The sequence below is a fragment of the Streptomyces sp. NPDC051963 genome, assembly GCF_044593495.1.
GTDB lineage: Bacteria > Actinomycetota > Actinomycetes > Streptomycetales > Streptomycetaceae > Streptomyces.
Genome location: NZ_JBIUCC010000007.1, coordinates 223,019 through 247,164, shown reverse-complemented (window position 1 = coordinate 247,164; position 24,146 = coordinate 223,019). Strand labels below are relative to the sequence as shown.

Here is a 24,146-nt window from a genome sequence, read left to right as displayed (position 1 = left end):
CGCGGACATCGGCTACCGGGGCCCGCGGTCCAGGGGCTGCATGAGCAGCTCGGAGATCTCCTCCCGGCGGGCCGCGTCGCGGGCGGCGTGCTGGGCGAGGAAGATCGCGTTGAGGAGCTGGTCGGTCGGGCGCAGGGCGCCGTCCGCCTCGGCGTCGGTGAACTGGCCGACGATGTCGTGGTTGGCCTCGTAGGCGTCCGCGCCGAAGTGGGCCTGGACGAGGGCGGCGAGCCGCTCGTCGCGCGGCGCCTTCAGGTCCAGCGGGATGCAGCGGCGCAGCAGCGGGGCCGGGAACTCCCGCTCGCGGTTGCTGGTCATGACGACGAACGGGAAGGCCAGGCAGCGGACCCGGCCGCCCGTCACCTCCACCCGCCGCCCGTCGTCGGTGAGCACCCGCACCACGGGGGTGCGGTCGGCGATCCGCTCCAGCTCGGGGATGGGGAACTGCCCTTCCTCGAGGACGTTCAGCAGGTCGTTGGGCAGGTCGATGTCGCTCTTGTCCAGCTCGTCGATGAGCAGCACCCGGGGCCGGTCGGCGGCGAGCAGCGCGGTGCCGAGCGGGCCGAGTTTGATGTAGCGGCCGATGTCCTCGGAGACCGGTTCGCCCGCGTCGTTCGTACGGTCCAGCTGGGCGTCCTGGAGACGGGCGATGGCGTCGTACGTGTAGAGGCCGTCCTTGAGTTCGCTGCGGCTGACGATCGGCCAGTCCAGGACCCGGCCCAGCGCGAGTTCGTGGGCGACGGAGTGCGCGAGCGTCGACTTGCCGACGCCCGGCTCGCCGGTGACGAGGAGGGGGCGCCTCAAGTACAGGGCCGCGTTGATGAGTTCGAGGGTGTCGGCGTCCTGGATGGGCAGCGGGACGGTGCGCGCGCCGAGCCTGCGGTGGGTCGAGGCGTCGAGGTCGGGGACGTCGTACCCCACGGCCGGGGCGTCGAAGGCCCGCCAGGGCGGCGGAGCGGGCAGCTGCCCGATCCTGTCCGGATCCGGACCACCGGTGCCCCGGTAGATGAACCACTCGCTCATGCTGGGCTCCTCGTCGACGGTCGGTGGTCATCCACGTCCTGGCCGACGGGGGCGGTGAGCGCCCGCAACGGGCCCCTGGAAATGTACCCAGGCAGGGCATTCCACACCGTTGTTTTCGGCCGACTGTCGTGGATGTTCCTCCGGATGTTCACAACGGCGCGTCCAGGGGTTCGGTCTCCTCGCCGGGCAGCGGGCGCCGCGGGTCGTCGTACAGGATGGCCAGCGGCTCCGCCCAGCGGCGGTCGGGGCGCTGTTCGCTGATGTCCTGCCGCAAGTGCCGGAGCCGGTCCGGGAGTTCGGCGAGGCCGTCGAGGCTGCCGAGCAGTTCCTCGGCCTTGGCGTGGAGGGTTTCGCAGGCCTCGGTGCAGGCCGGGCCGGTGTGTCCGTCGATGAGCCAGAGGGCGACGCCGTGGCCGGTCTCCAGGGCGAGTTTCATAGCCGTACGCCCGGGGCCCCGCCCGGCCGGGCGGCACATGACGGGGATGCGGTCGCAGGCGGCCTTGCGGTAGCGCAGCGGGCTCGGTACGACGCCCCGTTCCGGGGTGCGCCAGCCGCCGAGGCGCCGTTGGGCGGCCATCGTCTGCCAGCGCTCCGACCACAGGTTGTCCGGTTCTCCGCGGCGCGCGAGGGAGCGCAGGACGACCCGGCGGCGTGCGCCGAGGTGTCCGGTGTCGTTCAGTGCGGCGATGTCGTCGAACCGCCAGCGGTGCACCTCGGTGTCGAAGTACTCGGCGGGCAGGGCGACTTCGAGCGGTACGGGCCGGTCCGCCCGGTCCTTCGCGCGCAGCAGCCGGCTCAGTGGTTCCCGCAGTGCCTGGACGAGCCCGCCGGGCAGATGCCCGTGCACCGACCTGTCCTCGTCGTACAGCTCGGGTGCGCCGGCACCGTCGTCGCACCAGATCTGCCAGAAGAAGCGGGCCGGCGGGGGGCCGATGACCGGGTCGAGGAGAACGGCCACCGTCGTGCCCTCTCCGGGGCCCGGGTAGCGGATCACGACGCGTTCCGGCCCGTCGGCGGGGGCGGGCCGCAGGGCCTCGGGGAGGCGGACGTCCTCGACGAGGGCGTGCCAGGCGCGGCGCCGGTCCTTGCGCAGTCGCTTCCTCGTCCATTCGCCGAGCGCGGCGCACTCGCCGCCCCGGGAGCCTATGTAGGCCTCGACGTGTCTGAGGTAGCGCAGGAAGGTGAGCGAGTCGCGCGGAGTCGGCCCTTCGTAGAGCAGCCCGTGACCGTCGCGCCAGGTCAGCAGCTCGGGGGTCTCGCCCGGCCATTTGCTGCCGCTGAGGGCATGACTCGCCAGGACTTCGACGGTGAACGCGTCGGGCGGGGCGGGCAGCTCGGCCAGCAGGTCCAGCGCCTCGCGCCGGTCGGCGGGCGACCAGCGCTCGGCGTCCTCGACGGGCGGGCGGTCCTGCAACTCGATCCAGTTGTCCCCGCTCTCGGATTCCGGCTCGGTGCCGTGCCACCGGTCGTGGGCCGCCATCACCGTGCGGTACGTCTCCCCGAACCGGCGCAGCGCGCAGATCGCCACCGCCTTGCCGCCGTCCGTCAGCTTCCGGCGCGACTTGACCAGTCCGACGACGGCTCCGGTGTCCGGGTCGAGCAGCGGACCGCCCGAGACTCCGCTCGGGAATTCGACGTCCGGCCTGATGATCAGCCCGTACTCGTCCTCCTTGCCGTTGATCTCGGCATCCACCACGCGCGCGTGGAGGAGCGGCGGCTCCGGGTAGTAGCCGTAGATCTTGACGGCGCCGGAATGCCGTACGGCGCGGTCGGCCAGCCACACGCACTCGTGCTGGTGGCCCTCGGGGTCCCCGGTCAGCCGTACCAGGGCCAGGTCCTGCTCCACCGGTACGTCCTTCTTCGCGGGGTCGGCGAGCAGCCACTGCTCCAGTCGGGCCTCGGCGTCGATGCCCACACCGCGCACCCGGAACCCCTTGCCGCGGTCGGCCTTGAGGTGCGGGCGCAGCACATGCGCGGCCGTCAGCACCCAGCCGGGCGCGACGAAGAACCCGCTGCCCCACGGCGGACCGTCGGCTCCCTGGGCGGGCAGCAGATGGACGGTGGCGGCTCTCGCCAGCTCTTCGAGGCGCTCGCTGCGCTCACTCATCGCCGGACGGGGGTACGGCGGCGTTGGTGCCGGGCTGCCGGTCGAGCTGCCAGGTGAGCGTGACCTGCACGGACGCCTTGGCCTCGCCGCGTGCGAGCACGGCGACGGCCAGGCCCTCCTTGGCCGTCAGCTCCACACCGAAGGTGATGGCGGCCTCGCTGGGCTGCGCCGCGCGGGCGGCGTCGAGGACGGTGCCGCCGACTGCGGTGATCAGTTCCCGGAGCTGTTCGACCTTGGCCAGGGCGGCCTCGGTGAAGCCCACGTCCTCCTGGTCGCCGTACTCGTCGTCGCTGCCGATCCGGGCGGTGACGATCGTCCCGCCCGGCAGTTCGATCTCCTGGATATGACTCATGCCGCTCCCCCGTCGCGCTCGGCCCCGTCCAACTGCCCCCGACCGGGCCCCACTTGAACTGCGACGATGCTAATGGCCCGGTCGGTTGCACGCGACCCCGCACAGCATGCGAAACCGGACACGCGCGCGTACGGCCTACCCTGAGTGAGTAGGCCGTAGGGCTGGTCCCGTGTGCATCAGGAGCAAGAGTTGTACTTCACCGACCGAGGCATCGAAGAACTGGAGAAGCGGCGCGGCGAGGAGGAGGTCACCTTCGAGTGGCTCGCCGAGCAGCTGCGGACGTTCGTCGATCTGAACCCGGACTTCGAGGTGCCGGTGGAGCGGCTGGCGACGTGGCTGGCGCGGCTGGACGACGAGGACGACGACGAGGAGTAGGCGTCCGGGGGGCGGGGCCGCGAGCGCGGGCTGCGGATACCGGCGGCACCGTCGCGCCCCCCTGCGGGGACGGCGAGGCGCGCTGCGCGGCCGACGCCGACGCCGAGCAGGTCGCGCCCTGGCCTGGGCGGTCAGTCCCGCGGGCGGATCAGGTCGTACGTCAGCCCGAGCGCGCCGTGCGTGATCAGCAGCGCCCCCGCCGTGATCCAGCCGCCGCTGCGCCGCCGTACGCCCCAGGCCGCGAGCGGGAAACCCACGGCCACTTGAGCGAGGGCGAGGGCACGGGCTCTGGGGTCGCCGGACAGGGGCAGCCAGGGCCTGAGCCGGCCGCGGTCGACGGCGACGAGTCCCGCACGGACCGCTTCACGCCGGCCGGGCCACTCGACGTGCCGGGTCTCCGGGTGGGCGCGGACCGCCTCGCGCAGACGGTCGGCGGGTTCGCCGGGGACCAGGCCGGCGGGAAGGGCCACTCCCGCGCGCGTGAGGACCGCGAGCAGGCCACGCACGCGTGCCCGTGCGTCGGCGACGGGGTCCGGTTTCGTCAGCGCTTCGAGGGCCTGTACGTCCAGCACCGGGTCGAGCCCCAGCCGGGCGGCGAAGGTATGCATCGCCTCGTCCTCACCGGCCGGGGTGCCATTGGCCAGCCAGTCATAGCCGACGGGCCGGCGAAAGCCGGACGCGAGCGTGCAGCCGCTGTGGTCGACGTCCCACCACAGGGCGAGGACCGGCCAGGGGGCGCCGACGGCGAGCGCGGTGGCCCAGCCGGTGAGGACGCGGTCGACGGGTTCGCCGCCCCGCAGCCACGGCGTGCCCTCGGGGACCAGAACGCTCCACTCCTCGCCGGCCGGTGAGAGCAGCATGGGCTCGCGCAGCAGCTGGGCGGCGGGGGCGACGGACTCGGGCTCGGCCCGGCAGAGGAGCAGGGCGCCCGGGGCGGGAGCGGCTCGGGAGGTTTCCGGCGGCATGAACACACGCTAGGTCGATTTACCCCTTTGGTCATTTTTAGGGTGCAGATGTCCCCAGAACGAGTGTCTTGACTTTCCGTGTGCGCGATATATCGTGAATGACACGAGACGCGATATGGCGCGTTGTCACACGGAGGTCTGCACCATGTCCGAGTGGTCCGTCGCAGAGCCCAGGAAGCTCACCTTCGACGAGCCGGTGAGCGAGCTCCATGTGCGCATCGTCAACGGAACGGTGAACGTCGTGGGGACGGACGAAGGTTCCGCCCGCCTGGAGGTCTCCGAGATCGAGGGACCGCCCCTGTTGGTCACCCAGGAGGGCGGCACGCTGACCGTGGCTTACGACGACCTGCCCTGGAAGGGCTTCCTCAAGTGGCTGGACCGCAAGGGCTGGCGCCGCAGTGCCGTGGTCTCCCTGGCCGTTCCTGCCTCCACGCGCGTGGAGGTGGGCGTGGTCGGCGCGGGCGCGGTCGTCTCCGGGATCGACGGCCCCTCGGTAGTCAAGGGCGTCGTCGGCGACACGACTCTCGTCCGGCTCTCCGGCCCGGTCCGCGCGGACACGGTGTCCGGGAATCTGGAGGCCCAGTCCGTCACCGGCGACCTGCGGTTCAACTCGGTCTCCGGCGATCTCACCGTCGTCGAGGGCTCGGGCTCCTCGGTGCGGGCCGACTCGGTCAGCGGCTCCATGATCATCGACCTCGACCCGGACGGGCCCACCGACGTACGGCTGACCAGCGTCTCCGGCGAAATCGCCATCCGGCTGCCACAGCCGGCGGACGCGGAGGTCGAGGCGAACACCGCGAGCGGAACCATCTCCAACGCCTTCGAAGGACTCCGGGTCCACGGCCAGTGGGGCGCCCACAAGATGACCGGCCGCCTCGGCCCGGGCAACGGCAAACTGCGCGCGACCACCGTCTCCGGCTCGATCGCCCTGCTGAGCCGCCCTCCCAAGGAGGACGAGGAGGACGAGGAGCCGTGGGAGGCCACCGCGGGCGCACCGGCCGAACGGGCGGACGGCCACGATCCCAAGGACGCCGCCCTGGCGAACGGCGCAGAGGGCGACTCGGTGGACGGACCACAGGCGGACTCGGTGGACGAATCACAGGACGACTCGGGGGACAATTCCGTTTCCGGTCCGGGCGATGGCGCCACCAGCGCCCCGGCCGACGGCACGACCGACAAGAAGGTGCTCTGACATGCCTCCCGTCTTCGCCCACGGCCGCCTCCGCCTCTACCTGCTGAAGCTGCTGGACGAATCCCCGCGCCACGGCTACGAGGTGATCCGGCTCCTCGAAGACCGCTTCCAGGGCCTGTACGCCCCCTCGGCGGGCACCGTCTACCCACGCCTGGCCAAGCTGGAGGCCGAGGGCCTGGTCACCCACACGACCGAGGGCGGCCGCAAGGTGTACGCCATCACGGACGCGGGCCGCGCCGAACTGGCCGACCGCAGCGGTGAACTGGCCGACCTGGAGCTGGAGATCCGGGAGTCCGTGGCGGAACTCGCCGCCGAGATCCAGGCCGATGTGCGCGGCGCGGCGGGCGACCTGCGGCGCGAGATGCGGGCCGCCGCGAGCGAGGCACGCCAGGGCAACGGCGGCCAGGCCCGCACCGAACAGGGCGGCCCGCTCGGCGACTTCGCGGACTACGCCGACAACGAGGCGTGGCGCACCGCCAAGGAGGAGATGCGTCGCGTCAAGCAGGAGTGGAAGGAGCAGGCCAGGCGCGCCAAGGACGAGAGCCGCCGGGCCCGCGAGGAGGCCCAGCGGGCCCGGCGCCAGGCCAAGGAGGCTCAGGACCGGGCCCGGGCACAGGCGCAGGAAGAGGTGCAGCGCATCGCCCGACGCGTCCAGGAGCAGGTGCAGGACCACTTCACACGGGGCGACTGGCCGACGGGCGTGCGCGAGGGTCTGACGGAACTGGCCAAGGAGTTCGGCGAGTTCGGGAAGGACTACGGCAAGGAGTTCGGCAAGGACTTCGGTTTCGGCCGGGCCGGCACCGCCAAGTCCGCTCCCGCGGAGCCGGAGTACTCCTCCACTCCGGAGGACTTCCCGGCCGACTTCGAACCGTCATGGGCCCACGAGTCCCCCACCGGCGACCCGGTCCGTGACCTCGACCGGCTGCTGGACCGCTTCCGTGACGACATCCGCGACGCGGCCCGTGACCACGGCGTCACCGCCGACCAACTCCGTGACGCCCGCCGCCACTTGTCGACGGCGGCGGCACACATCGGGGCACTGCTGCGGACGCCTAAGGGGTGACCGCGCCCTCGCACGGGCAGTGCGGCGACCGGTCAGGCGCAGCCGGCAGCGCCCTGACGGGGCGCGGGGTGTGTCATGGGTGGCTCCGCCGCGTGGGCACGACCGGCCACGACAGTGCCGCACCCGATCGACGGCGGGTGCGTCACTTCCCCGGAGCGCTGCACTTCCCCGGAGCGCGGTACTCCCCCGGAGGGCTCAGCGGCCGCTACGGCTCCTCCCGCCGAACGGACCGCGGCCCGGGCGGCCGGCGCGCGGCCATGAGCACTCGTTCAACCAGCCTTTGCCTCACCCCCGCCGTACAGCACGCGCGTCAGCGCCTCGTACGTCACCCCGTGATCGGCGAGAACCTCGCCGGGCACGCCGGCCCGGGCGGTCAGGGCGAGCAGGATGTGCTCGTCGCCGATGTGCCGATCACGGTGCCCGACGGCGACCCGCAGGGCCTCCGTGAGCGTGTCCTTGGCACCTCGGGCGAAGGGACGATGCCCGGACCGCGCCCTGCCCTTCCGGGCACCGGACATCGCCCCGACACCGTGCACCTCCTCCACCCGGGCGACGATCTCCGAGACGTCGATCCCCAGCCCCGCGAGCGCCTCGGTGTCGGCCTGGGACAGCCCGGCCCGGCGCCGCGCCTCGACCAGGGCGTCGCGCACCGACTCCTTGCCGTGCTCGCCGTTGCCGAGGAGCGAGGTCAGCGCAAAGGAAGCGCGGCTGCCCTCGCGATCGAGGAGCGCGAGGAGCATGTGCTCGGTCTCGACGGACGAAGCCCCCGCCCGCTCGGCCTGTCCGACCGCATCCTGCACGACCTCACGGGCGTCCTTGGTGAATCGCTCGAACATCAATGCCTCCCGTACTTCTTGTGCACGGCCTGTCTGCTCACACCGAGTTCCGCGGCGATCTCCTGCCACGACCAGCCCTGATTGCGCGCGTTGCGCACCTGCACCGCCTCCAGCTGCTCCAGCAGCCGGCGCAGCGCGGCGACGGCCCGCAGCCCGACCCGGGGATCGCGGTCACCCGCACGCTCGGCGAGATCCGTTGCTTCGGTCATGATGTCAACTTACGTTGACATGGGCAGGGATGTCAACCTCGGTTGACAAGCGAACGGCGGGCCCGGGGCAGAGCCCCGAACCCGCCGCAAGTACCGGAAGGAGAACCGTCAGTTGGTGAGCACGATCTTCCCGAACTGCTCGCCCGACTCCATCCGCTCGAAGCCCTCACGTGCCCGGTCCATGGGAAGCACCTCGTCGATCACAGGCCGCACACCAGTGGCAGCACAGAAGGAGAGCAGATCCTCGAGCTCGTCCTTGGTACCCATGGTCGAACCGACGACCTTCAGCTCCAGGAAGAAGATCCGCGTCAGCTCGGCATGCGAGGGGCGGTCACCGCTCGTGGCACCGGAGATGACGATCGTGCCGCCCGGCTTCAGGGACTTCACCGAGTGCGACCACGTGGCGGCACCCACGGTCTCGATCACGGCATCGACCCGCTGCGGCAGCCGCGCCCCCGACTCCACGGCCTCCACCGCCCCGAGCTGCACGGCGCGCTTCCGCTTGGTCTCGTCCCGGCTGGTGGCGAACACCCGCAGCCCCGCCGCCTTGCCCAGCACGATCGCGGCCGTCGCGACACCGCCACCGGCGCCCTGCACGAGCACGGAGTCCCCCGGCCGCACGCCGGCATTGGTGAACAGCATCCGATACGCGGTCAGCCAGGCCGTGGGCAGACAGGCGGCCTCCTCGAAGGAGAGCTCCTTGGGCTTGGGCAGGACGTTCCACGTCGGCACGGCGACCTGCTCGGCGAAGGTGCCCTGATACCGCTCGGTGAGAATGGAGCGCGGCTCCTTGGGGCCGACCCCGTACCCGGTCTGCCCGATGACGGAGTGCAGCACGACCTCGTTGCCGTCCTCGTCGACGCCCGCGGCGTCACATCCGAGGATCATCGGCAACCGGTCCTCCGGGAGGCCCACGCCACGCAGGGACCACAGGTCGTGATGGTTGAGGGAGGCGGCTCTGACGTTGACGACACTCCATCCGGCACGGGCCTCGGGAGCCGGACGCTCCCCCAACTCCAGGCCGGAGAGCGGCTGGTCACGGTCGATTCGGGCAGCGTAGGCGGCGAACATGGCTCGACGATAGGGGTCACACGGGGCGTACGGAACAACAGGGCCCTGTGACACTTGCCCTCTTGCACGAACCGGCTCGCAAGCACCCCGCCGACCACCCGAACGGCCCCACGACCGGGCAAAGAAATGGCCCCGTCCCACCGGACGGGGCCATTCACGCGCACATCGTGCAGATCAGCGCCGGGCGACGCCTTCGGCCCGGGCGGCCGCAGCCACGGCCGCGGTCACCGCGGGAGCAACCCGCTCGTCGAACGGCGACGGGATCACGTAGTCGGCGGCGAGGTCGTCCCCCACCACCGCCGCGAGCGCCTCGGCGGCGGCCAGCTTCATGCCCTCCGTGATCCGGGAGGCCCTCACCTGGAGCGCCCCCGCGAAGATCCCCGGGAACGCCAGCACGTTGTTGATCTGGTTCGGGAAGTCCGACCGCCCCGTCGCGACGACCGCCGCGTACTTGTGCGCCACATCGGGGTGCACCTCGGGGTTCGGGTTGGCCATGGCGAACACGAACGCACCGTCGGCCATGGAAGCGACCGCCGCCTCCGGCACCGTACCGCCGGAGACCCCGATGAAGACGTCGGCGCCTTCCAGCGCCGCCTCCAGCGACCCGGTGATGCCGGCCTTGTTCGTGAACCCGGCGAGCTCCTGCTTGACCGGCGTCAGATCGTCCCGCTCGGCCGAGACCACGCCCTTGCGGTCCGCGACCGCCACATCCCCGATCCCCGCCTCGACGAGCATCTTGGCGATGGCGACACCGGCCGCCCCCGCGCCGGAGATGACGGCGCGCAGCTCACCGAGGCCCTTCCCGGTCAGTCGCGCCGCGTTCCGCAGGGCCGCCAGCGTCACGACCGCCGTACCGTGCTGGTCGTCGTGGAAGACCGGGATGTCCAGTCGCTCCTGGAGCTTCCGCTCGATCTCGAAGCACCGCGGTGCCGAGATGTCCTCCAGGTTCACACCGCCGAAGGACGGCGCGAGCCGCACCACGGTCTCGATGATCTCGTCGACGCCCGTGCAGTCCAGCGCGATCGGGACCGCGTCCACGCCTCCGAACTGCTTGAACAGGATCGCCTTCCCCTCCATCACGGGAAGCGAGGCCTCAGGCCCGATGTCACCGAGTCCGAGCACAGCCGTACCGTCGGTCACGACCGCGACCACGGAGGACTTCCACGTGTAGTCGTGGACCAGCTCGGGCTGCTCGGCGATGGCGGTGCACACGCGGGCGACGCCGGGCGTGTACGCCAGGGACAGGTCGTCCTTGTCACGGACCGGCACGGTGGCTTGCACAGCCATCTTGCCGCCGCGGTGCAGCGCGAACGCCGGATCGAAGGAATCGAGGGGCTCCGCCCCGCCGTCCTGCTCCGTCTTGCTGTCGCTGCGAGGATTGACGATCTCCGCTGCCACTTTGCTTTACCCCTTAGGTCTTCATGGTTTGAGGGTGGCCACTCCTGGTTGAGGAGCGGGCGGGCACCGCGTAAGACCCTTGTCGGTGATGCGTACGGGCACTTACGCGACGGGCGCGCCGCACACGCGCCCTGAGCCCCGGATGAGGGGTGTAAAGAACCTTCTTACCGGACGGACGGTGCTGACGACGAGTCCATAACGCGAAGGTCACACGTGGGTGACATGACTCATAGCTCAATGTCGGGACAAGTCCTGGAGGACCGCTTGACACCGAAGATCTTCCGGCCGGAAGGAAGGATTCCCGCAGAAGGTCCGGCCACGATGTACCGACCTGAGGCGGTTCGGGGGTCACCCGTTATCCGATTTTGACATGAGGGGCGCCCTGAATGCCGTAGTCCGAATGGCAAGATGCCGTAATCACACGAGGTCGCGACACTCGAAGGCGAGTGCTCCCGTCGATCCCTGTGTCCTCGTCGACCCAAGACGCAAGGCGCCTACCGAACCCATCGGCAGCCGCCCGCCCCATCGGCAACTCCACCCATCCGCCGGAGGAACCCACCATGACCGCAAGCTCCACCCGTCGTACGACCGCCACGCGCCGCCTGGCCGCGGTCGGCTCGATCGCGGTCGCAGGCGCACTGATTCTCACCGGCTGCGGTGACCAGACCGACAGCGGTGGCAGCAGCTCGGAGGAGACCGGCAAGGCCAACAGTGCCCCGCTGTTCTCCAAGCTGCCCAAGACGATCCAGGACAAGGGCGTCATCGAGGTCGGCACGAACGCCGAGTACGCGCCCATGGAGTACCAGGAGGGCGGCAAGATCGTCGGTGTGGACCCCGACATCGCCGCCGCGCTGGGCAAGCAGTTGGGCGTCGAGTTCAAGTTCACCTCGGGCTCCTTCGACGGCCTGATCACCTCCCTGAACTCCGGCCGTTATGACGTCGCCATGTCCTCGATCACGGACACCAAGGCACGCCAGGAGGGCCTGGACGACAAGGGCAAGAAGCTCGGCCCGGGCGTCGACTTCGTCGACTACTTCACGGCCGGCACCGCTGTCTACGTCCAGAAGGGCAACCCGAAGAAGATCAACTCGATCGAGGATCTCTGCGGGCAGACAGCCGCCGTGCAGCGCGGCACGACGTACGAGCAGGCCCTCAAGGACCAGTCCGCGAAGTGCACGGACGCCGGCGACAAGAAGATCACCATCGAGGCGTTCGAGAACGACACCGAGGCCCAGACCCGTGTGAAGTCCGGCGGCGCCGTCGCGGGCGTCAACGACTACCCGGTGGCCGTCGATCTGGCCCGCAAGGCCGATGGCGGCAACGCCTTCGAGGTGGTCGGCGAGCAGGTCGACGCGGGGCCCTTCGGTATCGCCGTGAACAAGGACAACAAGGACCTCACCGCGGCTCTCGAAGAGGCCGTGAACGCGATCATCGAGGACGGCACGTACAAGACGATCCTCGAGAAGTGGGGCGCCGAGAGCGGCGCCATCGACAAGGCCGCGATCAACGGCGGCAAGTGACCGTCCCGCGTATCACTGAAGGGCAGTCACTGTGACTGACAAGTTCGACAAGGTGCCGGCCGACGGGGACCCGTCGGCCGCCACCACGGTCTCCAAGGACGGCGGGGCACTCCCTCCCGAGGCGATCAAGGCCATTCCGGTACGGCACTACGGCCGTTGGGTCAGCGGTGTCGTGGTCCTGGCTCTGGTGGCCCTGCTGGTCAACGCCTTCGCCACCGCCGACAAGATCCAGTGGAACGCGGTCGGGGACTATGTCTTCGACTCCACCGTTCTCGCCGGCGCCGGCCGCACTCTGCTGATCAGCGTTCTCGCGATGATCATGGGTGTGGTCCTGGGCATCGTGCTGGCCGTGATGCGGCTCTCCAAGAACCCGGTCACGAGCTGGGTCGCCTGGGTGTACATCTGGTTCTTCCGCGGCACGCCGGTCTATGTCCAGCTGCTCCTGTGGTTCAACCTGGCGCTGATCTTCCCCGTGCTGAATCTCGGTCCGATCTACAAGGACGAGATGGTCGACGTCATGACCCCGTTCATGGCGGCCCTGCTGGGCCTGGGCCTGAACGAGGCGGCGTACATGGCCGAGATCTGCCGCGCCGGTCTGCTGGCCGTCGACGAGGGCCAGACCGAGGCCTCGCACGCGCTCGGCATGAGCCACGCGAAGACGCTGCGCCGCGTCGTGATCCCGCAGGCGATGCGGGTGATCGTGCCGCCCACCGGCAACGAGTTCATCAACATGCTGAAGACCTCGTCGCTGGTGTACGCGGTGACGTACAACGAACTGCTGCGTGCCACCTCGACGATCGGCTCCACGTCGTACGCCGTGATGGAGATGCTCTTCGTCGCGTGCATCTGGTACCTGGTCATGACCAGCGTCTTCAGCGTCTTCCAGTACTACCTGGAGCGCCGCTACGCCCGCGGCTCGACCCGCAGCCTGCCGGCCACTCCCTGGCAGAAGATCAAGGCGAACATGCTCGGGCTGGGCAGCGAGAGGGGCAAGGCAGCATGACCGCCATGGTGAAGTCCGAGGGCGTCCACAAGTCCTTCGGCCCGGTCGAGGTCCTCAAGGGCATCAACCTGGAAGTGCAGTCCGGCGAGGTCTTCTGCCTCATCGGCCCCTCCGGCTCCGGCAAGTCGACCTTCCTCCGCTGCATCAACCACCTGGAGAAGATCAACGCCGGCCGCCTGTACGTCGACGGTGAGCTGGTCGGCTACCGCCAGAAGGGCGACAAGCTGTACGAGCTGAAGGACAGCGAGGTCGCGCTGAAGCGGCGGGACATCGGCATGGTGTTCCAGCGGTTCAACCTGTTCCCGCACATGACGGCGCTGGAGAACGTCATGGAGGCCCCGGTCCAGGTCAAGGGCGCCAGCAAGGCCGAGGCGCGGGAGCGTGCGGGCGAGCTGCTGGAGCGTGTCGGCCTGGCGGACAAGGCCAAGGGCTACCCCTCGCAGCTCTCCGGCGGCCAGCAGCAGCGCGTCGCCATCGCCCGCGCCCTCGCGATGGACCCGAAGCTGATGCTGTTCGACGAGCCGACCTCGGCCCTCGACCCGGAGCTGGTCGGCGACGTCCTCGACGTCATGCGCGACCTGGCCGAGTCCGGCATGACGATGGTCGTCGTCACGCATGAAATGGGCTTCGCCCGCGAGGTCGGCGACAGCCTGGTCTTCATGGACGGCGGCGTGGTCGTCGAGTCCGGCAACCCGCGCGAGGTTCTGACCAACCCGCAGCACGAGCGGACGCAGGCGTTCCTGTCGAAGGTGCTGTAAGCACGGCAGGACCGGGCTGTACATGGAGAACGCCGGTACGGCGGGGCGGATGCCCTTGCCGTACCGGCGTTTTCGCGTCCTGGTGGCGTCCGGTCAGTGAAGGTAGGTCGTCCACCCCTGGCCGGGCACGTACACCTGGTGACCGCGCTTCTCGATCTTGTCATCGGGGTGGCAGGTCGCCTTGCTCGTGCCGGTCCCCGAGACGGTCGCCCCGTACTTGTTCGTCCGATAGAACGTCCCCGGGTTGATGCAGCCCAGGTACGCACGGGCCTTGCGGCCGCACGGGTTACTGGTGACCTTCACCGTGTAGGACTTGCCACTCGTCGAGCCGGTGGCGCTGACAACACAGCTTGGGTCGGCGTGCGCGGCGACCACGAATACCGGGAGTCCACTGAAAGCCAGTATGGACGCGGCGCCGACGAGAATGGATTTGCTTCGCTTCAAGCGTTCCCCCTGTTATTTCGGAACCGCCGGTCACCTCGGGCTGATGTATCCGTTGTAAGCCATGGAAAGGAAAGTCGGCTCACCCCGGGGACCGTTCTGCACGAAGCCCTGGAAGATGACGTAGTTCTGCGGCCCTTCGTTGAAATCGTAGTTGCACACCTTCGGGCTGTTGAAGGCGCCGTCGGTGTCCGCGCACTGGCCGACGCGGCCCGAACCGTCCATCGCCTTCCACTTCACGACGGCGCGCATGCCGTCGCTACGGAGGTCGTTGACGATGAACTTGTCCCCGTCGGCGTCGAAACAGATGTCATAGACGGAACCCTGGTCGACCGCACACGTCTTGTGGCTGGCCGCTTGCGCAGGGGCCCCCGTCATCAATGTCCCGGCCCCCACGATGGTCAGCGTGGCGACTGCGGACAGAGGTCGAAACTTCATTTTCAACCCTTCCCCTCTCCAGGCCCGTTGAGCGGCCTGGAGCCCCCATCCGATCACAGGAGATTCACCAACACAAGATCCTTCTTTCTGCAAGAATTCTTGACTTGCCATCAGGGACAGGAAATCCAGACGAAGCCGCACGAAGTTTCCGGACCGCTTCAATACGGTCCTTGCGAGGCCTACTTCAGCGCCAGCAACAGCGTGTCCGACGGTGAGCACCACACCGGCCGTGCCTCCCCGAACCCCTTCTCGCGGAGCACGCGCGCGTGCCACGCCGTGGACGGCATGTCGCCGTCGGCGTGCTCACCGTAGATCTCGAAGCGGCGGGCGGTGGGCTCGGCGAGGACCGGGTCCTCGGCGGCGAGCTGCCACCACTCGGCCCAGTCGAGGGCGCCGTCCCGCTTGGCCTGATCCATACGGGCGTGGCGCAGGGCGCGCTCGGCCTCGTTGATCCGGGGCGTCGTGTCGTCGATCATGTGGTCGGCGTTCATGAAGACACCGCCGTCGCGGACGAGACCCGCGACCTGACCGTAGAGGGCCGCGAGGGGTTCGCTGTGCAGCCAGTGCAGGGCAGTGGCGGTCAGGACGGCGTCGTACGACCGATGCGGCAGCTTCGCCGGCCAGTCGGGGTCCTTGAGGTCTGCGGTGACGAAGGAGACCCGGTCGTCGCCCGCGAAGGTGCCCCGGGCGATGGCGAGGAGGGCCGGGTCGAGGTCGACGCCGGTGCTGGTGGCGTCCGGGAACCGGGCGAGGAGCCGGGCCGTGATGGTTCCCGTGCCGCAGGCGAGGTCGAGGACGCGCGGAGCGGGGCCGACGAGTGCCTCGACCATGTCGAGCATGACGCTGAAGCGCTCCTCGCGGTCCGGCATGTACCACTCCTGCTGCCGGTCCCAGCTCTGCTGCCAGGCCTGCCAGGCCTGGCAGTCCGTCCCGGCCGTGGTGGTGGTGTCGGTGTCCGTCATCGAGCCCCTCCGTAGCGCATGTCGCGTCCTGTCCGGTACGCCGTATCCGGCACGCCATGACCGGTCCGTATTACCCAGCCCGTAATACCCTGGAAGCACGACCGGCTGTTACCCGACCGCACCACGACCATAGAACGCCCTCGTAAGGACTACAAGTGGAACTGGCCTATTACTCGGACTACGCCGTACGCCTCGTCAACACCGAGGAGCCGGCCCGGGACAAGGACTCACTGACCTCGGTCGAGGCCGTCCGCGATCTGTTCGGCGGCAACCAGTCGGCGGCCCGCCGGGCCACCGACGCGGATGTGACGCGGTTCCGTTCGGTCCGGGGGCGGCTGCGCTCGGTCTTCGAGGCGGCGGACAAGGGCGACGAGACCCTCGCGGTGGACCTGCTCAACTCCCTGCTGCTGGAGTTCCCGGTGAGCCCGCAGATCTCAGGCCACGACTTCCGGGACGACGACGGCCGCCCGCTGTGGCACATGCACCTCGCCGACCACCCGTCGAACGCGACCGCCGGCTACGCGGCCATCGCCGCGATGGGTCTCGCCTTCCACCTCACCGAGTACGGCGTGGACCGCCTGGGCCTGTGCGAGGCGGCACCGTGCCGCAACGCCTACCTCGACACCTCGACCAACCGCTCCCGGCGCTACTGCTCGGACCGCTGCGCCACCCGCGCCAACGTCGCCGCCTACCGCGCCCGCAAGCGCCTGGAGGCCGACCGGTCGGAGAGGACGGGCCTGGCGGCGGACAGCGCCCAGCGCACCAGCGCGAACGGCGAGCGCTGACCGGGCTTGAGCGGCCGGTACCGGAAACGGACCCTGCCGAGGACCAGCTCCTCGGGTACGACGCCGTAGTCGGTGCTGTCCCCTCCGGCGTACGTGTTGTCCCCGAGCACCCACCAGCCGCCCTCGCGCCGCTCAGCGGCCCGTTTGACGACGAGCAGGTCCTGCTGGAACGGATGCCGCAGAACGACGACGTCACCCGGCCGCATCCTGGCTCCCCACTGCACCACGAGCCGATCCCCGTGATACAGCGTGGGCACCATCGACGGCCCGGTCACCTCGGCCACCCCAAAAGGCAGGAGCGACCTCCCGCGCTCGGTCTCCTGCGACAGCTCCGGCATCCCCGGCACCTCCCCGGTCCGATCCTCCACCAGTCTCAGTCTGACCCCGGACTTTTGTCCTAAGCCCATGGGGGCACTCGCGAAAACCTCTCTTGCAGGGAGTAATGTCCCACCTGAGAAGACGATCACGAGGAAGGAATGCTCCATGCTTTCCCGCCTGTTTGCCCCCAAGGTGAAGGTCAGCGCGCACTGCGACCTGCCCTGCGGTGTGTACGACCCGGCCCAGGCCCGCATCGAGGCGGAGTCGGTGAAGGCCGTGCAGGAAAAGATGGCCGCCAACGACGACGCGCACTTCCAGGCCCGCGCCACCGTCATCAAGGAGCAGCGCGCCGAGCTCGCCAAGCACCACGTCTCGGTGCTCTGGAGCGACTACTTCAAGCCCCCGCACTTCGAGAAGTACCCGGAGCTGCACCAGCTGGTCAACGACGCCCTGAAGGCCCTCTCGGCCGCCAAGGCCTCCACCGACCCGGCCACCGGCCAGAAGGCCCTCGACTACATCGCCCAGATCGACAAGATCTTCTGGGAGACCAAGAAGGCCTGACGCACGCTCAGTCCCCCGACCGGCGATCGGTGCACCATCGCAGGTCAACGGGGATGGAAAAGGGGCCCGGTCGGTTCACCGACCGGGCCCCTTTCGATGAACAACCGCGCCGGGCCATTCACGGTGAACTGCCCTACCGGGCCGGTGTCTTGGGTCGGTGCGGCAAGGGCACGATACGTACCGTGCCGAACGAGTTTTCAGGACCGCGCCACCCGCCCCTGCTGTGGGAGCAGCACTGCTGCCTGCCGCTGGAGAGACACGCTGACGTCGGCGAACTGGGCCGCTACCGCAGGCCGGGTGGCAGCTTCGTTTCGGTGAACGTGGGCTATGTCCCGCACAGTGCCGACGACGTCACCGGTCTGATCGCGAGCTGGCGGGAGCGGATCACCGCGGACGGCCGTCTGCGCCTCGCCGCCACTGTCGACGACGTTGAAGCGGCTCGGTGTGCGGATGCCGTGGCGGTGGCCTTCGATCTGGAGGATTCCGGTCCGCTCGAAGGGCGGTTGGACCGGGTGCGCCACTTCTACGACCTCGGTGTCCGCACGATGCTGCCGAGCTACAACCAGCGCAACGCGGCAGGCGGCGGCTGCCTGGACGAAACCGACGAGGGGCTCACCGCCTACGGCCGGGCCCTGATACGGGAGATGAACGCCGTCGGCATGGTGGCGGACGGCTCTCACTGCGGTGCCCGTACCGGGCTGGACATGTGCGAGGTCTCCGAACAGCCGGTGATCTACAGCCACTCCTGCATGCGCTCGGTATGGGACCACCCCCGCAACATCACCGACGAACAGGCGGAGGCGTGCGCCGCCACCGGCGGAGTCATCGGCATCACCGGCGTCGGAATCTTCCTCGGCCCCAACGACGCAGGCCTCGATGCACTCGTACGGCACATCGACCACGCCGTCGGCCTCGTCGGCCCGGACCACGTCGGAGTCTCGACCGACTACCCGTTCGACCACGAGGACTTCAACGCGATGCTCGAACGCAGCCCGCAGCTGTTCCCCGACTCCTACACCCGCTGGGGGCCGATCGACTTCATGCCGCCGGAAACCCTGCTGACCGTCGAGGACGCCCTTCTGGCCCGGGGATACCCCGACGACGCCATCACCGCGATCCTCGGCGGGAACTTCCGCCGCGTCGCCGCGCTGGTGTGGCAGTAGTCCGCACCACGACTGCTCAGCGGAGCTCCCGTGGCCCGTACAGCGCGCTGTCGGCTTCGGTGGCAAGGGCCCAGTAGCGGTCGCCGTAGGACCAGTGCCACCACTCGGTGGGGTAGTTCACGAGGCCCAAGGCGGTCAGCGCGTCGCCGAGCACGCGCCGGTTGGCCCACGCTTCGGGGCTGATGTTGCCGGCGTTCGTGTAACAGGCTCCGTCGCTCTCCTCCGGGTCGGCGTTCACCCGGGTCCCCATGTCGAGTTCCTGTCCGTCGGCGGAGATCAGAGTGAGGTCGATGGCGGCGCCGGCGCTGTGCGGCGCGATCTCCGGTGGCGACACATACCGGCTCGCGGCCTCGCGGACCTCTGCCGGCGACCAGCCTGGATGGTCGGCTCGCAGGGCGTCGGCGTACTGCTCGAAGTAGTGGCGTTGCAGCGCGGGCGGCCGATAGCCCTCGACGAACAGCAGCCGTATGGCGTCCGGGAGCAGTTTCTGAGCCTTGAGAAGACGGAGCAGAACCCCTTCTCGCAGATGCGCGAACGCCCCTGATCGGTCAGCCTTGCGGGGGTCGACGGCAAGGGACTCCTGGAGCCGGACGTCGACGAGTGGTTCGCCGCAGTCGGACACCGGGATTGCCGCAATCATCGGATCCGACATCAGCACGATCTTGTCCATGCACGGATCATCACCGACTGCCACCGCCATGGCGACCCTGCGCCCCACGGCCGGCGAAGGATCGCTCCCCCGCCGGCCGAAGGCATCACCGCTCGCTGTCCCCGATGACCCCCACGTCCTCGGTGTAATCCTCCCCCGCCTCCAACAGATTCGCCGCCGCACCCACGATGCGGGGGTCCGGGTGGCCGACGACTTCGTCGTCCTTGTCGGAGTAGTCGAAGCGGGCCAGGACGCTGCGCATGGCCTCGACGCGGGCGCGCTTCTTGTCGTTGGACTTCACCACGGTCCAGGGGGCCTGTTCGGTGTCCGTCTCGCGGAACATGGCGACCTTGGCGGCGGTGTAGTCGTCCCAGCGGTCGAGGGAGGCGAGGTCCATCGGGCTGAGTTTCCACTGCCGTACGGGGTCGACCTGGCGGATGGTGAAGCGGGTGATCTGCTCGCTCTGCGAGACCGAGAACCAGAACTTGATCAGGTCGACGCCGTCATCGACCAGCATCCGCTCGAACAGCGGAGCCTGGCGCATGAACCGCCGGTACTCGTCGTCCGAGCAGAAGCCCATCACCCGCTCCACGCCGGCCCGGTTGTACCAGGAGCGGTCGAACAGGACTATCTCGCCGGCGGTCGGCAGATACTCGACGTAGCGCTGGAAGTACCACTGCCCGCGCTCGCGCTCCGTGGGCTTCTCCAGTGCCACGACCCGGGCGCCACGCGGATTGAGGTGCTCCGTGAAGCGCTTGATCGTGCCGCCCTTGCCGGCCGCGTCCCGCCCCTCGAAGACGATGACGAGCCGGCGGCCGGTCTCCTTGATCCAGCTCTGGAGCTTCAGCAGCTCGATCTGCTGGAGCCGCTTGTGCCACTCGTACTCCTTGCGCTCCATGCGCTCGGCGTACGGGTAGTTCTCCCGCCAGGTCTCGACCGGGGTTCCGTCCGGCTTGATCAGAACGGGCTCGTCGTGGTCGCTGTAGTCGACCTTCAGTCCTGACAGCAGTGGCGTGGTCATCCTGTCGCCCTCCCCGGCTTCGGTGAATCGGCGCTTCAGTGGAACTGCGGCACGATCAGATAGATGCCGTACGCGACGACCGTCGCGCAGGCGAGGAAACAGAGCCCGGCCTGGGCGATGCCGAGCGCATGGGTACCTCCGTCAGTCTCCCTCGTGCCCTCGACACGGGCGAGCCCCAGTACGCCGAGCGCGAAGACGACCACGACGGCGACGGTGACGCCGAGGCTCACCGCGGCGACCTCACCGAGGGCGCTCCAGTCCAGATCCATCGAATCCAACTCCTCTGATTCAGGCGGCCGTGCCGACGTTCGCCGGTTCGGCGCCGCGGATCGAGACCTCGTGGTGATCGTTTACGTTGCTCGCATGCACCGGGTTGCGGCGCGAGGCGACGAAGATGCCGGCGGCGACCGCGGCGGCGACCAGCGCGACCACGACCGTGCCGAACGTCCCGCCGTGCGTGACCATGCTCGCGGCGATGCCGCCGACGAGCGCGGCCGCGGGCAGGGTGATCAGCCAGGCGACCGCCATGCGGCCCGCGACACCCCAGCGCACCTCCGCAAGCCGCCTGCCCAGGCCCGCGCCGAGGATGCTGCCGGAGGCGACCTGGGTGGTGGACAGGGCGAAGCCGAGGTGGGCGGAGGTGAGGATGACGGTGGTCGACGCCGTCTCGGCGGCGAAGCCCTGCGGCGACTGGATCTCGGTCAGGCCCTTGCCCATGGTGCGGATGATCCGCCAGCCGCCGAGGTAGGTGCCGAGGCCGATCGCGAGACCGGCGGAGGCGATGACCCACAGCGGCGGGCCGGCGTCATGGCCGAGGGCGCCCGCGGAGATGAGGGTCAGTGTGATGACGCCCATGGTCTTCTGCGCGTCGTTCGTGCCGTGCGCGAGGGAGACGAGTGAGGCGGAGGCGATCTGCCCCATCCGGAAGCCCTTGGTCACGGACTTCTCCCGGGCCCGCGCCGTGAGCCGGTAGGCGAGGTACGTCGCGATCAGCGCGGCGACACCGGCGACGACCGGCGAGGCCACCGCCGGGATCAGCACCTTCTCGACAACCTTGTCGAAGTGCACGCCGTTCTCACCCGCACCGACCCACACCGCGCCGATCAGCCCGCCGAACAGGGCGTGCGAGGAACTGGAGGGCAGCCCGGCCAGCCAGGTCAGCAGGTTCCAGAGGATCGCGCCGACCAGCCCGGCGAAGATCATGCCGGGTGTGACGAGGGTGTCGTCCACGATGCCACCGGAGATCGTCTTGGCCACCTCGGTGGAGAGGAAGGCACCGACGATGTTCAGCACACCGCTCACGAGCACCGCCGTACGGGGTGAGAGCGCGCCCGTCGCGATGGACGTGGCCATCGCGTTGGCGGTGTCGTGGAATCCGTTGGTGAAGTCGAAGGCCAGCGCCGTGACGATGACGACCGCCACGAGGAACGTGATGTGATCCATTGTTCGAGGGAAGCAAGGGCTTCCCAATAACCGGCGAACTGGAGGCAAAAGCTCCGTCTGGTTCCCGTTTAACATCCGCAAATTCCCGTGCCGAACGGCCGGACAAAGGGGCGGACCGTGCAGAACCCCCCGGCCTACGATCACCCCATGACCCTCCGCTGGACATACGCCTTCGTCGACCGCCCCGCCGGGCTCCTCGACCACGCCGCCGGATTCTGGACGGCCGTCACGGACACGCGGCTGTCCGATCCGCGGGGCGAGCACGGGGAGTTCGCGACCCTGCTGCCCGACGGGGCAGACCCGTGTGTGAAGGTCCAGGGCGTCGACTCGGGCGAGGGCGGGGCGCATCTCGACTTCGCGGCCGACGACGTACCGGGCTTCGTGAAGTCGGCACTCGCTCTCGGCGCGGCCGTCGCCGCCGAGCACGAGGGCTGGGCCGTGCTCCGCTCCCCCGCCGGGCAGTTGTTCTGCGCCGTGCCCTGGCACGGGGAGTCGGTACGGCCACCCGTGACCCGCGGGGCCCGCCTCGACCAGGTGTGCCTCGACATCGCGCCTTCCGCGTACGACGCCGAAGTCACGTTCTGGAGCGCCCTGTTGGCCGACTGGGAGTCGCGGCCCGGCTCCCTCCCCGAGTTCCACGTGGTCAAGCCGCCCGCGGCCCTGCCGATCCGTATCCTCCTGCAACGCCTCGGCGAGAACCGCCCCACCGCGGCCCACCTGGACCTCGCCTGCGCGGACATCCCGGCCACCCGCGCCGAACACGAGCGCCTCGGCGCGTCCTTCGTCACCGCGGGCCGCCACTGGACGGTGATGCGCGACCCGGCGGGCGGCTCGTACTGCCTGACCGCCCGCGACCCGGAGACGGGCGGACCGGCCGGCGGGTCCTGAAGAAGCAGAGCAGCCGGCGCAGGCACAGTCAGCGTCACCGCGCCCGCCATGACCTGCGGCGTCCTGTCACCCCCACACCTCCACGTCCACCACGGCGCCCACCGGGATCGGCCCGTACACATGCGGGAACTCCTCGCCTCCCGGCTCCGGCGCCTCGTACTTCAGGGGCACGTCGAGCCGCTCGGGGTCGATGACCAGGACCACCAGGTCATCCGGGCCGTCGTAGGAGCCGTACAGGAAGTCGGCGATGCGCGGGAGTTGGGCGCGGGTGGAGCAGTGGATGAAGCCCTCTTCCTGGAGGGTGCGGCCGCGGGTGGACATCTCGTACGTGCCCTGTGCGCGGGCGGTTTCCCAGAGGGTGCGTTCGGTGATGTGGAGGATATGAGGCATGGGGTGAGGCTATGGCCTGAGCTGTGCTGCCCGCGTGTGCAAATAGCGTTGCTCGGGCAGGCTCAGGGTCTGGGCGGCGGCGGACTCGTAGGCGGCGCGGGCGGCTTCGGGCTTGCCGGCCCGCTCCAGCAGATGGCCGCGGACGGCGTCCTGCCGATGTCCTGCCGCCCCTTCCAGCACGTCCAGTTCCGCGAGACCGGCATAGGGTCCGTCGACCATGGCCACCGCGACGACACGGTTGAGCCGCTCCACGGGACCGGGCACCAGCCGGACCAGCACGTCGTACAGGCCGAGGATCTCCTGCCAGTCGGTGGCCTCGGCCGACGGCGCCTCGTCATGTACGGCGGCGATGGCGGCGCGCACCTGGTATGGCCCCGCGGGTCCCGTCGACAGCGCCCGGGTGATCAGTGCGACGCCCTCCTCGACGGCCGCCTTGTCCCAGCGGTCGCGGTCCTGTTCGTCGAGCGGCACGAGTTCGCCGTGCGGGCCGGTGCGCGCCTCGCGGCGGGCGTCGGTGAGCAGCATCAGGGCGAGCAGGCCCGAGACCTCGCCGACGTCGGGGAGCAGCCGGTGGACCTCGCGGGTGAGCCGGATCGCCTCGCCGGCGAGGTCGCGGCGCTGGAGGGAGCCGCCGGACGTCGCCGTATAACCCTCGTTGAAGATCAGATACAGGATGTGCAGCACGGCCGGCAGCCGTTCCTGCCAGTTGTCCGGCCGCCCGAAGCGCACGCCCCGCACCTTCTGCTTGGCCCGGCTGATCCGCTGCGCCATGGTCGCCTCGGGCACCAGATGGGCGCGTGCCGTCTCCGCCGTGGTCAGACCGCCGACCGCGCGCAGGGTGAGGGCGATCTGCGCGGGCGGGGTCAGGTCCGGGTGGCAGCACAGGAAGAGGAGGGAGAGCGTGTCGTCCTCGCGCGGCGCGCGGTCCTCGCCGGAGCCGGACATCTCCCGCGAGGAGAGCGCCACCGCCCGCTCCTCCCGCGCCCGCCGCGCCTCCTCGCTGCGCAGGGCGTCGGTCAGCTTCCGCGAGGCCACCCTGATCAGCCACCCGCGCGGGTTGTCGGGCACCCCGGCCTCGGGCCACTGCCCGGCCGCCGCGAGCAGTGCCTCCTGTACGGCGTCCTCGGCGGCGTCGAAATGGCCGTACCGCCTGACCAGCGCGCCGAGGACCTGCGGCGCGCACCGGCGCAGCAGGTCCTCGATGGTGTCGGGCAC

The 24,146-nt window shown here is 69.8% G+C and carries 28 protein-coding genes; 10 read left to right on the top strand and 18 right to left on the bottom strand.

The features are described 5' to 3' along the window. Positions 1 to 12: 12 nt before the first annotated feature. The 3 genes from ACIHFB_RS29175 to ACIHFB_RS29165 form a co-directional block, all read right to left on the bottom strand. Complete coding sequence (locus ACIHFB_RS29175; protein WP_365283874.1) at positions 13 to 1,023, bottom strand: MoxR family ATPase; 1,011 nt, start codon at positions 1,021 to 1,023, stop codon at positions 13 to 15. 148 nt (positions 1,024 to 1,171) lie between these two features. Beyond that, positions 1,172 to 3,130 carry a trypsin-like peptidase domain-containing protein gene (locus ACIHFB_RS29170; RefSeq protein ID WP_365283876.1) on the bottom strand — a complete coding sequence of 653 codons (1,959 nt, stop codon included), beginning with the start codon at positions 3,128 to 3,130 and terminating at the stop codon, positions 1,172 to 1,174. Then, complete coding sequence (locus tag ACIHFB_RS29165) at positions 3,123 to 3,482, bottom strand: CU044_2847 family protein (protein ID WP_365283878.1); 360 nt, start codon at positions 3,480 to 3,482, stop codon at positions 3,123 to 3,125. The genes ACIHFB_RS29170 and ACIHFB_RS29165 overlap by 8 nt, the downstream gene beginning before the upstream one ends. Before the next feature lie 189 nt (positions 3,483 to 3,671). Here ACIHFB_RS29165 and ACIHFB_RS29160 point away from each other — a divergent pair, with 189 nt between their 5' ends. Further along, entirely contained in the window at positions 3,672 to 3,857 is a 186-nt protein-coding gene (locus tag ACIHFB_RS29160) for a DUF6104 family protein (RefSeq protein ID WP_037674049.1), read from the top strand. Between the two features lie 131 nt (positions 3,858 to 3,988). Here the strand turns inward: ACIHFB_RS29160 and ACIHFB_RS29155 are convergent, their stop codons facing one another. Continuing rightward, positions 3,989 to 4,822, bottom strand: a complete 834-nt coding sequence (locus ACIHFB_RS29155) for a hypothetical protein (RefSeq protein ID WP_400128498.1) — start codon at positions 4,820 to 4,822, stop codon at positions 3,989 to 3,991. Between the two features lie 145 nt (positions 4,823 to 4,967). On the opposite strand from ACIHFB_RS29155, the gene ACIHFB_RS29150 reads away from it, so the two are divergent. Continuing rightward, positions 4,968 to 6,014 carry a hypothetical protein gene (locus ACIHFB_RS29150; protein WP_365283882.1) on the top strand — a complete coding sequence of 349 codons (1,047 nt, stop codon included), beginning with the start codon at positions 4,968 to 4,970 and terminating at the stop codon, positions 6,012 to 6,014. Between the two features lies 1 nt (position 6,015). Next, a complete protein-coding gene (locus ACIHFB_RS29145; protein ID WP_365283884.1) occupies positions 6,016 to 7,077 on the top strand; it encodes a helix-turn-helix transcriptional regulator in 1,062 nt (353 codons plus the stop codon). Between the two features lie 269 nt (positions 7,078 to 7,346). On the opposite strand, the gene ACIHFB_RS29140 is transcribed toward ACIHFB_RS29145, so the two are convergent. The 4 genes from ACIHFB_RS29140 to ACIHFB_RS29125 all read right to left on the bottom strand — a co-directional run bounded on the left by ACIHFB_RS29140 (position 7,347) and on the right by ACIHFB_RS29125 (position 10,591). Beyond that, complete coding sequence (locus ACIHFB_RS29140; protein WP_365283886.1) at positions 7,347 to 7,913, bottom strand: Clp protease N-terminal domain-containing protein; 567 nt, start codon at positions 7,911 to 7,913, stop codon at positions 7,347 to 7,349. Beyond that, positions 7,913 to 8,122 carry an HTH domain-containing protein gene (locus ACIHFB_RS29135; RefSeq protein ID WP_004925761.1) on the bottom strand — a complete coding sequence of 70 codons (210 nt, stop codon included), beginning with the start codon at positions 8,120 to 8,122 and terminating at the stop codon, positions 7,913 to 7,915. The genes ACIHFB_RS29140 and ACIHFB_RS29135 overlap by 1 nt, the downstream gene beginning before the upstream one ends. 108 nt (positions 8,123 to 8,230) lie before the next feature. Further along, positions 8,231 to 9,193 (bottom strand): zinc-binding dehydrogenase, encoded by a 963-nt coding sequence (locus ACIHFB_RS29130; RefSeq protein ID WP_400128494.1) that lies wholly within the window; start codon positions 9,191 to 9,193, stop codon positions 8,231 to 8,233. Positions 9,194 to 9,367: 174 nt separating this feature from the next. Further along, on the bottom strand, positions 9,368 to 10,591 hold the full coding sequence (locus ACIHFB_RS29125) for an NADP-dependent malic enzyme (RefSeq protein ID WP_365283890.1): 1,224 nt from the start codon (positions 10,589 to 10,591) through the stop codon (positions 9,368 to 9,370). A 560-nt stretch (positions 10,592 to 11,151) separates the two neighbouring features. Here ACIHFB_RS29125 and ACIHFB_RS29120 point away from each other — a divergent pair. The 3 genes from ACIHFB_RS29120 to ACIHFB_RS29110 are packed head-to-tail and all read left to right on the top strand — an operon-like array spanning position 11,152 to position 13,872. Further along, on the top strand, positions 11,152 to 12,111 hold the full coding sequence (locus tag ACIHFB_RS29120; RefSeq protein WP_365283892.1) for an ABC transporter substrate-binding protein: 960 nt from the start codon (positions 11,152 to 11,154) through the stop codon (positions 12,109 to 12,111). Positions 12,112 to 12,142: 31 nt separating this feature from the next. Next, complete coding sequence (locus ACIHFB_RS29115) at positions 12,143 to 13,114, top strand: amino acid ABC transporter permease (RefSeq protein WP_365283894.1); 972 nt, start codon at positions 12,143 to 12,145, stop codon at positions 13,112 to 13,114. Further along, positions 13,111 to 13,872 (top strand): amino acid ABC transporter ATP-binding protein, encoded by a 762-nt coding sequence (locus ACIHFB_RS29110; protein ID WP_365283896.1) that lies wholly within the window; start codon positions 13,111 to 13,113, stop codon positions 13,870 to 13,872. Before ACIHFB_RS29115 ends, ACIHFB_RS29110 begins: the two co-directional genes overlap by 4 nt. 93 nt (positions 13,873 to 13,965) lie before the next feature. Here ACIHFB_RS29110 and ACIHFB_RS29105 read toward each other — a convergent pair whose 3' ends face one another. From ACIHFB_RS29105 to ACIHFB_RS29095, 3 genes are read right to left on the bottom strand one after another with little or no spacing between them, the layout of a single operon-like run. Continuing rightward, positions 13,966 to 14,316: a hypothetical protein gene (locus ACIHFB_RS29105; protein ID WP_400128489.1), complete on the bottom strand. Its 351-nt coding sequence runs from the start codon at positions 14,314 to 14,316 to the stop codon at positions 13,966 to 13,968. A 30-nt stretch (positions 14,317 to 14,346) separates the two neighbouring features. Then, positions 14,347 to 14,892 carry a hypothetical protein gene (locus ACIHFB_RS29100; RefSeq protein ID WP_400128487.1) on the bottom strand — a complete coding sequence of 182 codons (546 nt, stop codon included), beginning with the start codon at positions 14,890 to 14,892 and terminating at the stop codon, positions 14,347 to 14,349. Between the two features lie 38 nt (positions 14,893 to 14,930). Further along, entirely contained in the window at positions 14,931 to 15,713 is a 783-nt protein-coding gene (locus ACIHFB_RS29095; protein WP_400128485.1) for a class I SAM-dependent methyltransferase, read from the bottom strand. A 155-nt stretch (positions 15,714 to 15,868) separates the two neighbouring features. Between ACIHFB_RS29095 and ACIHFB_RS29090 the strand changes: the two genes are divergently transcribed. Continuing rightward, a complete protein-coding gene (locus ACIHFB_RS29090) occupies positions 15,869 to 16,498 on the top strand; it encodes a CGNR zinc finger domain-containing protein (protein WP_365283904.1) in 630 nt (209 codons plus the stop codon). Here the strand turns inward: ACIHFB_RS29090 and sodX are convergent. After that, positions 16,402 to 16,836, bottom strand: a complete 435-nt coding sequence (gene sodX, locus ACIHFB_RS29085) for a nickel-type superoxide dismutase maturation protease (RefSeq protein ID WP_365284050.1) — start codon at positions 16,834 to 16,836, stop codon at positions 16,402 to 16,404. The genes ACIHFB_RS29090 and sodX overlap by 97 nt on opposite strands. A 145-nt stretch (positions 16,837 to 16,981) precedes the next feature. Here sodX and sodN point away from each other — a divergent pair, with 145 nt between their 5' ends. Both sodN and ACIHFB_RS29075 read left to right on the top strand, forming a co-directional pair. Beyond that, positions 16,982 to 17,377, top strand: a complete 396-nt coding sequence (gene sodN, locus ACIHFB_RS29080) for a superoxide dismutase, Ni (RefSeq protein WP_030790542.1) — start codon at positions 16,982 to 16,984, stop codon at positions 17,375 to 17,377. 182 nt (positions 17,378 to 17,559) lie between these two features. Continuing rightward, positions 17,560 to 18,540 carry a dipeptidase gene (locus ACIHFB_RS29075; RefSeq protein WP_400128482.1) on the top strand — a complete coding sequence of 327 codons (981 nt, stop codon included), beginning with the start codon at positions 17,560 to 17,562 and terminating at the stop codon, positions 18,538 to 18,540. Positions 18,541 to 18,556: 16 nt separating this feature from the next. Here ACIHFB_RS29075 and ACIHFB_RS29070 read toward each other — a convergent pair whose 3' ends face one another. The 4 genes from ACIHFB_RS29070 to ACIHFB_RS29055 form a co-directional block, all read right to left on the bottom strand. Then, positions 18,557 to 19,210, bottom strand: coding sequence for a M15 family metallopeptidase (locus ACIHFB_RS29070; RefSeq protein ID WP_400128480.1), 654 nt, complete (start codon positions 19,208 to 19,210; stop codon positions 18,557 to 18,559). Positions 19,211 to 19,295: 85 nt separating this feature from the next. Then, a complete protein-coding gene (gene ppk2 / locus ACIHFB_RS29065; RefSeq protein WP_400128478.1) occupies positions 19,296 to 20,210 on the bottom strand; it encodes a polyphosphate kinase 2 in 915 nt (304 codons plus the stop codon). Positions 20,211 to 20,245: 35 nt separating this feature from the next. Further along, positions 20,246 to 20,479, bottom strand: coding sequence for a hypothetical protein (locus ACIHFB_RS29060; RefSeq protein WP_400128476.1), 234 nt, complete (start codon positions 20,477 to 20,479; stop codon positions 20,246 to 20,248). Positions 20,480 to 20,498: 19 nt separating this feature from the next. Next, positions 20,499 to 21,653: an anion permease gene (locus ACIHFB_RS29055; protein ID WP_400128474.1), complete on the bottom strand. Its 1,155-nt coding sequence runs from the start codon at positions 21,651 to 21,653 to the stop codon at positions 20,499 to 20,501. 147 nt (positions 21,654 to 21,800) lie between these two features. Between ACIHFB_RS29055 and ACIHFB_RS29050 the strand changes: the two genes are divergently transcribed. After that, positions 21,801 to 22,541: a VOC family protein gene (locus ACIHFB_RS29050; RefSeq protein ID WP_400128472.1), complete on the top strand. Its 741-nt coding sequence runs from the start codon at positions 21,801 to 21,803 to the stop codon at positions 22,539 to 22,541. A gap of 66 nt (positions 22,542 to 22,607) precedes the next feature. On the opposite strand, the gene ACIHFB_RS29045 is transcribed toward ACIHFB_RS29050, so the two are convergent. Further along, positions 22,608 to 22,931 (bottom strand): DUF952 domain-containing protein, encoded by a 324-nt coding sequence (locus ACIHFB_RS29045; RefSeq protein WP_365283933.1) that lies wholly within the window; start codon positions 22,929 to 22,931, stop codon positions 22,608 to 22,610. Between the two features lie 9 nt (positions 22,932 to 22,940). After that, the gene (locus ACIHFB_RS29040) at positions 22,941 to 24,146 is read right to left on the bottom strand and encodes an RNA polymerase sigma factor (RefSeq protein ID WP_400128470.1); all 1,206 of its coding nucleotides are present in this window, start codon (positions 24,144 to 24,146) and stop codon (positions 22,941 to 22,943) included.

Coding starts and splice junctions, on each gene's coding strand:
- ACIHFB_RS29175 (WP_365283874.1), bottom strand. CDS start 1,023: ATGAGCGAGTGGTTCATCTACCGGGGCACCGGTGGTCCGGATCCGGAC.
- ACIHFB_RS29170 (WP_365283876.1), bottom strand. CDS start 3,130: ATGAGTGAGCGCAGCGAGCGCCTCGAAGAGCTGGCGAGAGCCGCCACC.
- ACIHFB_RS29165 (WP_365283878.1), bottom strand. CDS start 3,482: ATGAGTCATATCCAGGAGATCGAACTGCCGGGCGGGACGATCGTCACC.
- ACIHFB_RS29155 (WP_400128498.1), bottom strand. CDS start 4,822: ATGCCGCCGGAAACCTCCCGAGCCGCTCCCGCCCCGGGCGCCCTGCTC.
- ACIHFB_RS29150 (WP_365283882.1), top strand. CDS start 4,968: ATGTCCGAGTGGTCCGTCGCAGAGCCCAGGAAGCTCACCTTCGACGAG.
- ACIHFB_RS29145 (WP_365283884.1), top strand. CDS start 6,016: ATGCCTCCCGTCTTCGCCCACGGCCGCCTCCGCCTCTACCTGCTGAAG.
- ACIHFB_RS29140 (WP_365283886.1), bottom strand. CDS start 7,913: ATGTTCGAGCGATTCACCAAGGACGCCCGTGAGGTCGTGCAGGATGCG.
- ACIHFB_RS29135 (WP_004925761.1), bottom strand. CDS start 8,122: ATGACCGAAGCAACGGATCTCGCCGAGCGTGCGGGTGACCGCGATCCC.
- ACIHFB_RS29130 (WP_400128494.1), bottom strand. CDS start 9,193: ATGTTCGCCGCCTACGCTGCCCGAATCGACCGTGACCAGCCGCTCTCC.
- ACIHFB_RS29120 (WP_365283892.1), top strand. CDS start 11,152: ATGACCGCAAGCTCCACCCGTCGTACGACCGCCACGCGCCGCCTGGCC.
- ACIHFB_RS29110 (WP_365283896.1), top strand. CDS start 13,111: ATGACCGCCATGGTGAAGTCCGAGGGCGTCCACAAGTCCTTCGGCCCG.
- ACIHFB_RS29095 (WP_400128485.1), bottom strand. CDS start 15,713: ATGACGGACACCGACACCACCACCACGGCCGGGACGGACTGCCAGGCC.
- sodX (WP_365284050.1), bottom strand. CDS start 16,836: ATGCCGGAGCTGTCGCAGGAGACCGAGCGCGGGAGGTCGCTCCTGCCT.
- sodN (WP_030790542.1), top strand. CDS start 16,982: ATGCTTTCCCGCCTGTTTGCCCCCAAGGTGAAGGTCAGCGCGCACTGC.
- ACIHFB_RS29070 (WP_400128480.1), bottom strand. CDS start 19,210: ATGGACAAGATCGTGCTGATGTCGGATCCGATGATTGCGGCAATCCCG.
- ppk2 (WP_400128478.1), bottom strand. CDS start 20,210: ATGACCACGCCACTGCTGTCAGGACTGAAGGTCGACTACAGCGACCAC.
- ACIHFB_RS29060 (WP_400128476.1), bottom strand. CDS start 20,479: ATGGATCTGGACTGGAGCGCCCTCGGTGAGGTCGCCGCGGTGAGCCTC.
- ACIHFB_RS29055 (WP_400128474.1), bottom strand. CDS start 21,653: ATGGATCACATCACGTTCCTCGTGGCGGTCGTCATCGTCACGGCGCTG.
- ACIHFB_RS29050 (WP_400128472.1), top strand. CDS start 21,801: ATGACCCTCCGCTGGACATACGCCTTCGTCGACCGCCCCGCCGGGCTC.
- ACIHFB_RS29045 (WP_365283933.1), bottom strand. CDS start 22,931: ATGCCTCATATCCTCCACATCACCGAACGCACCCTCTGGGAAACCGCC.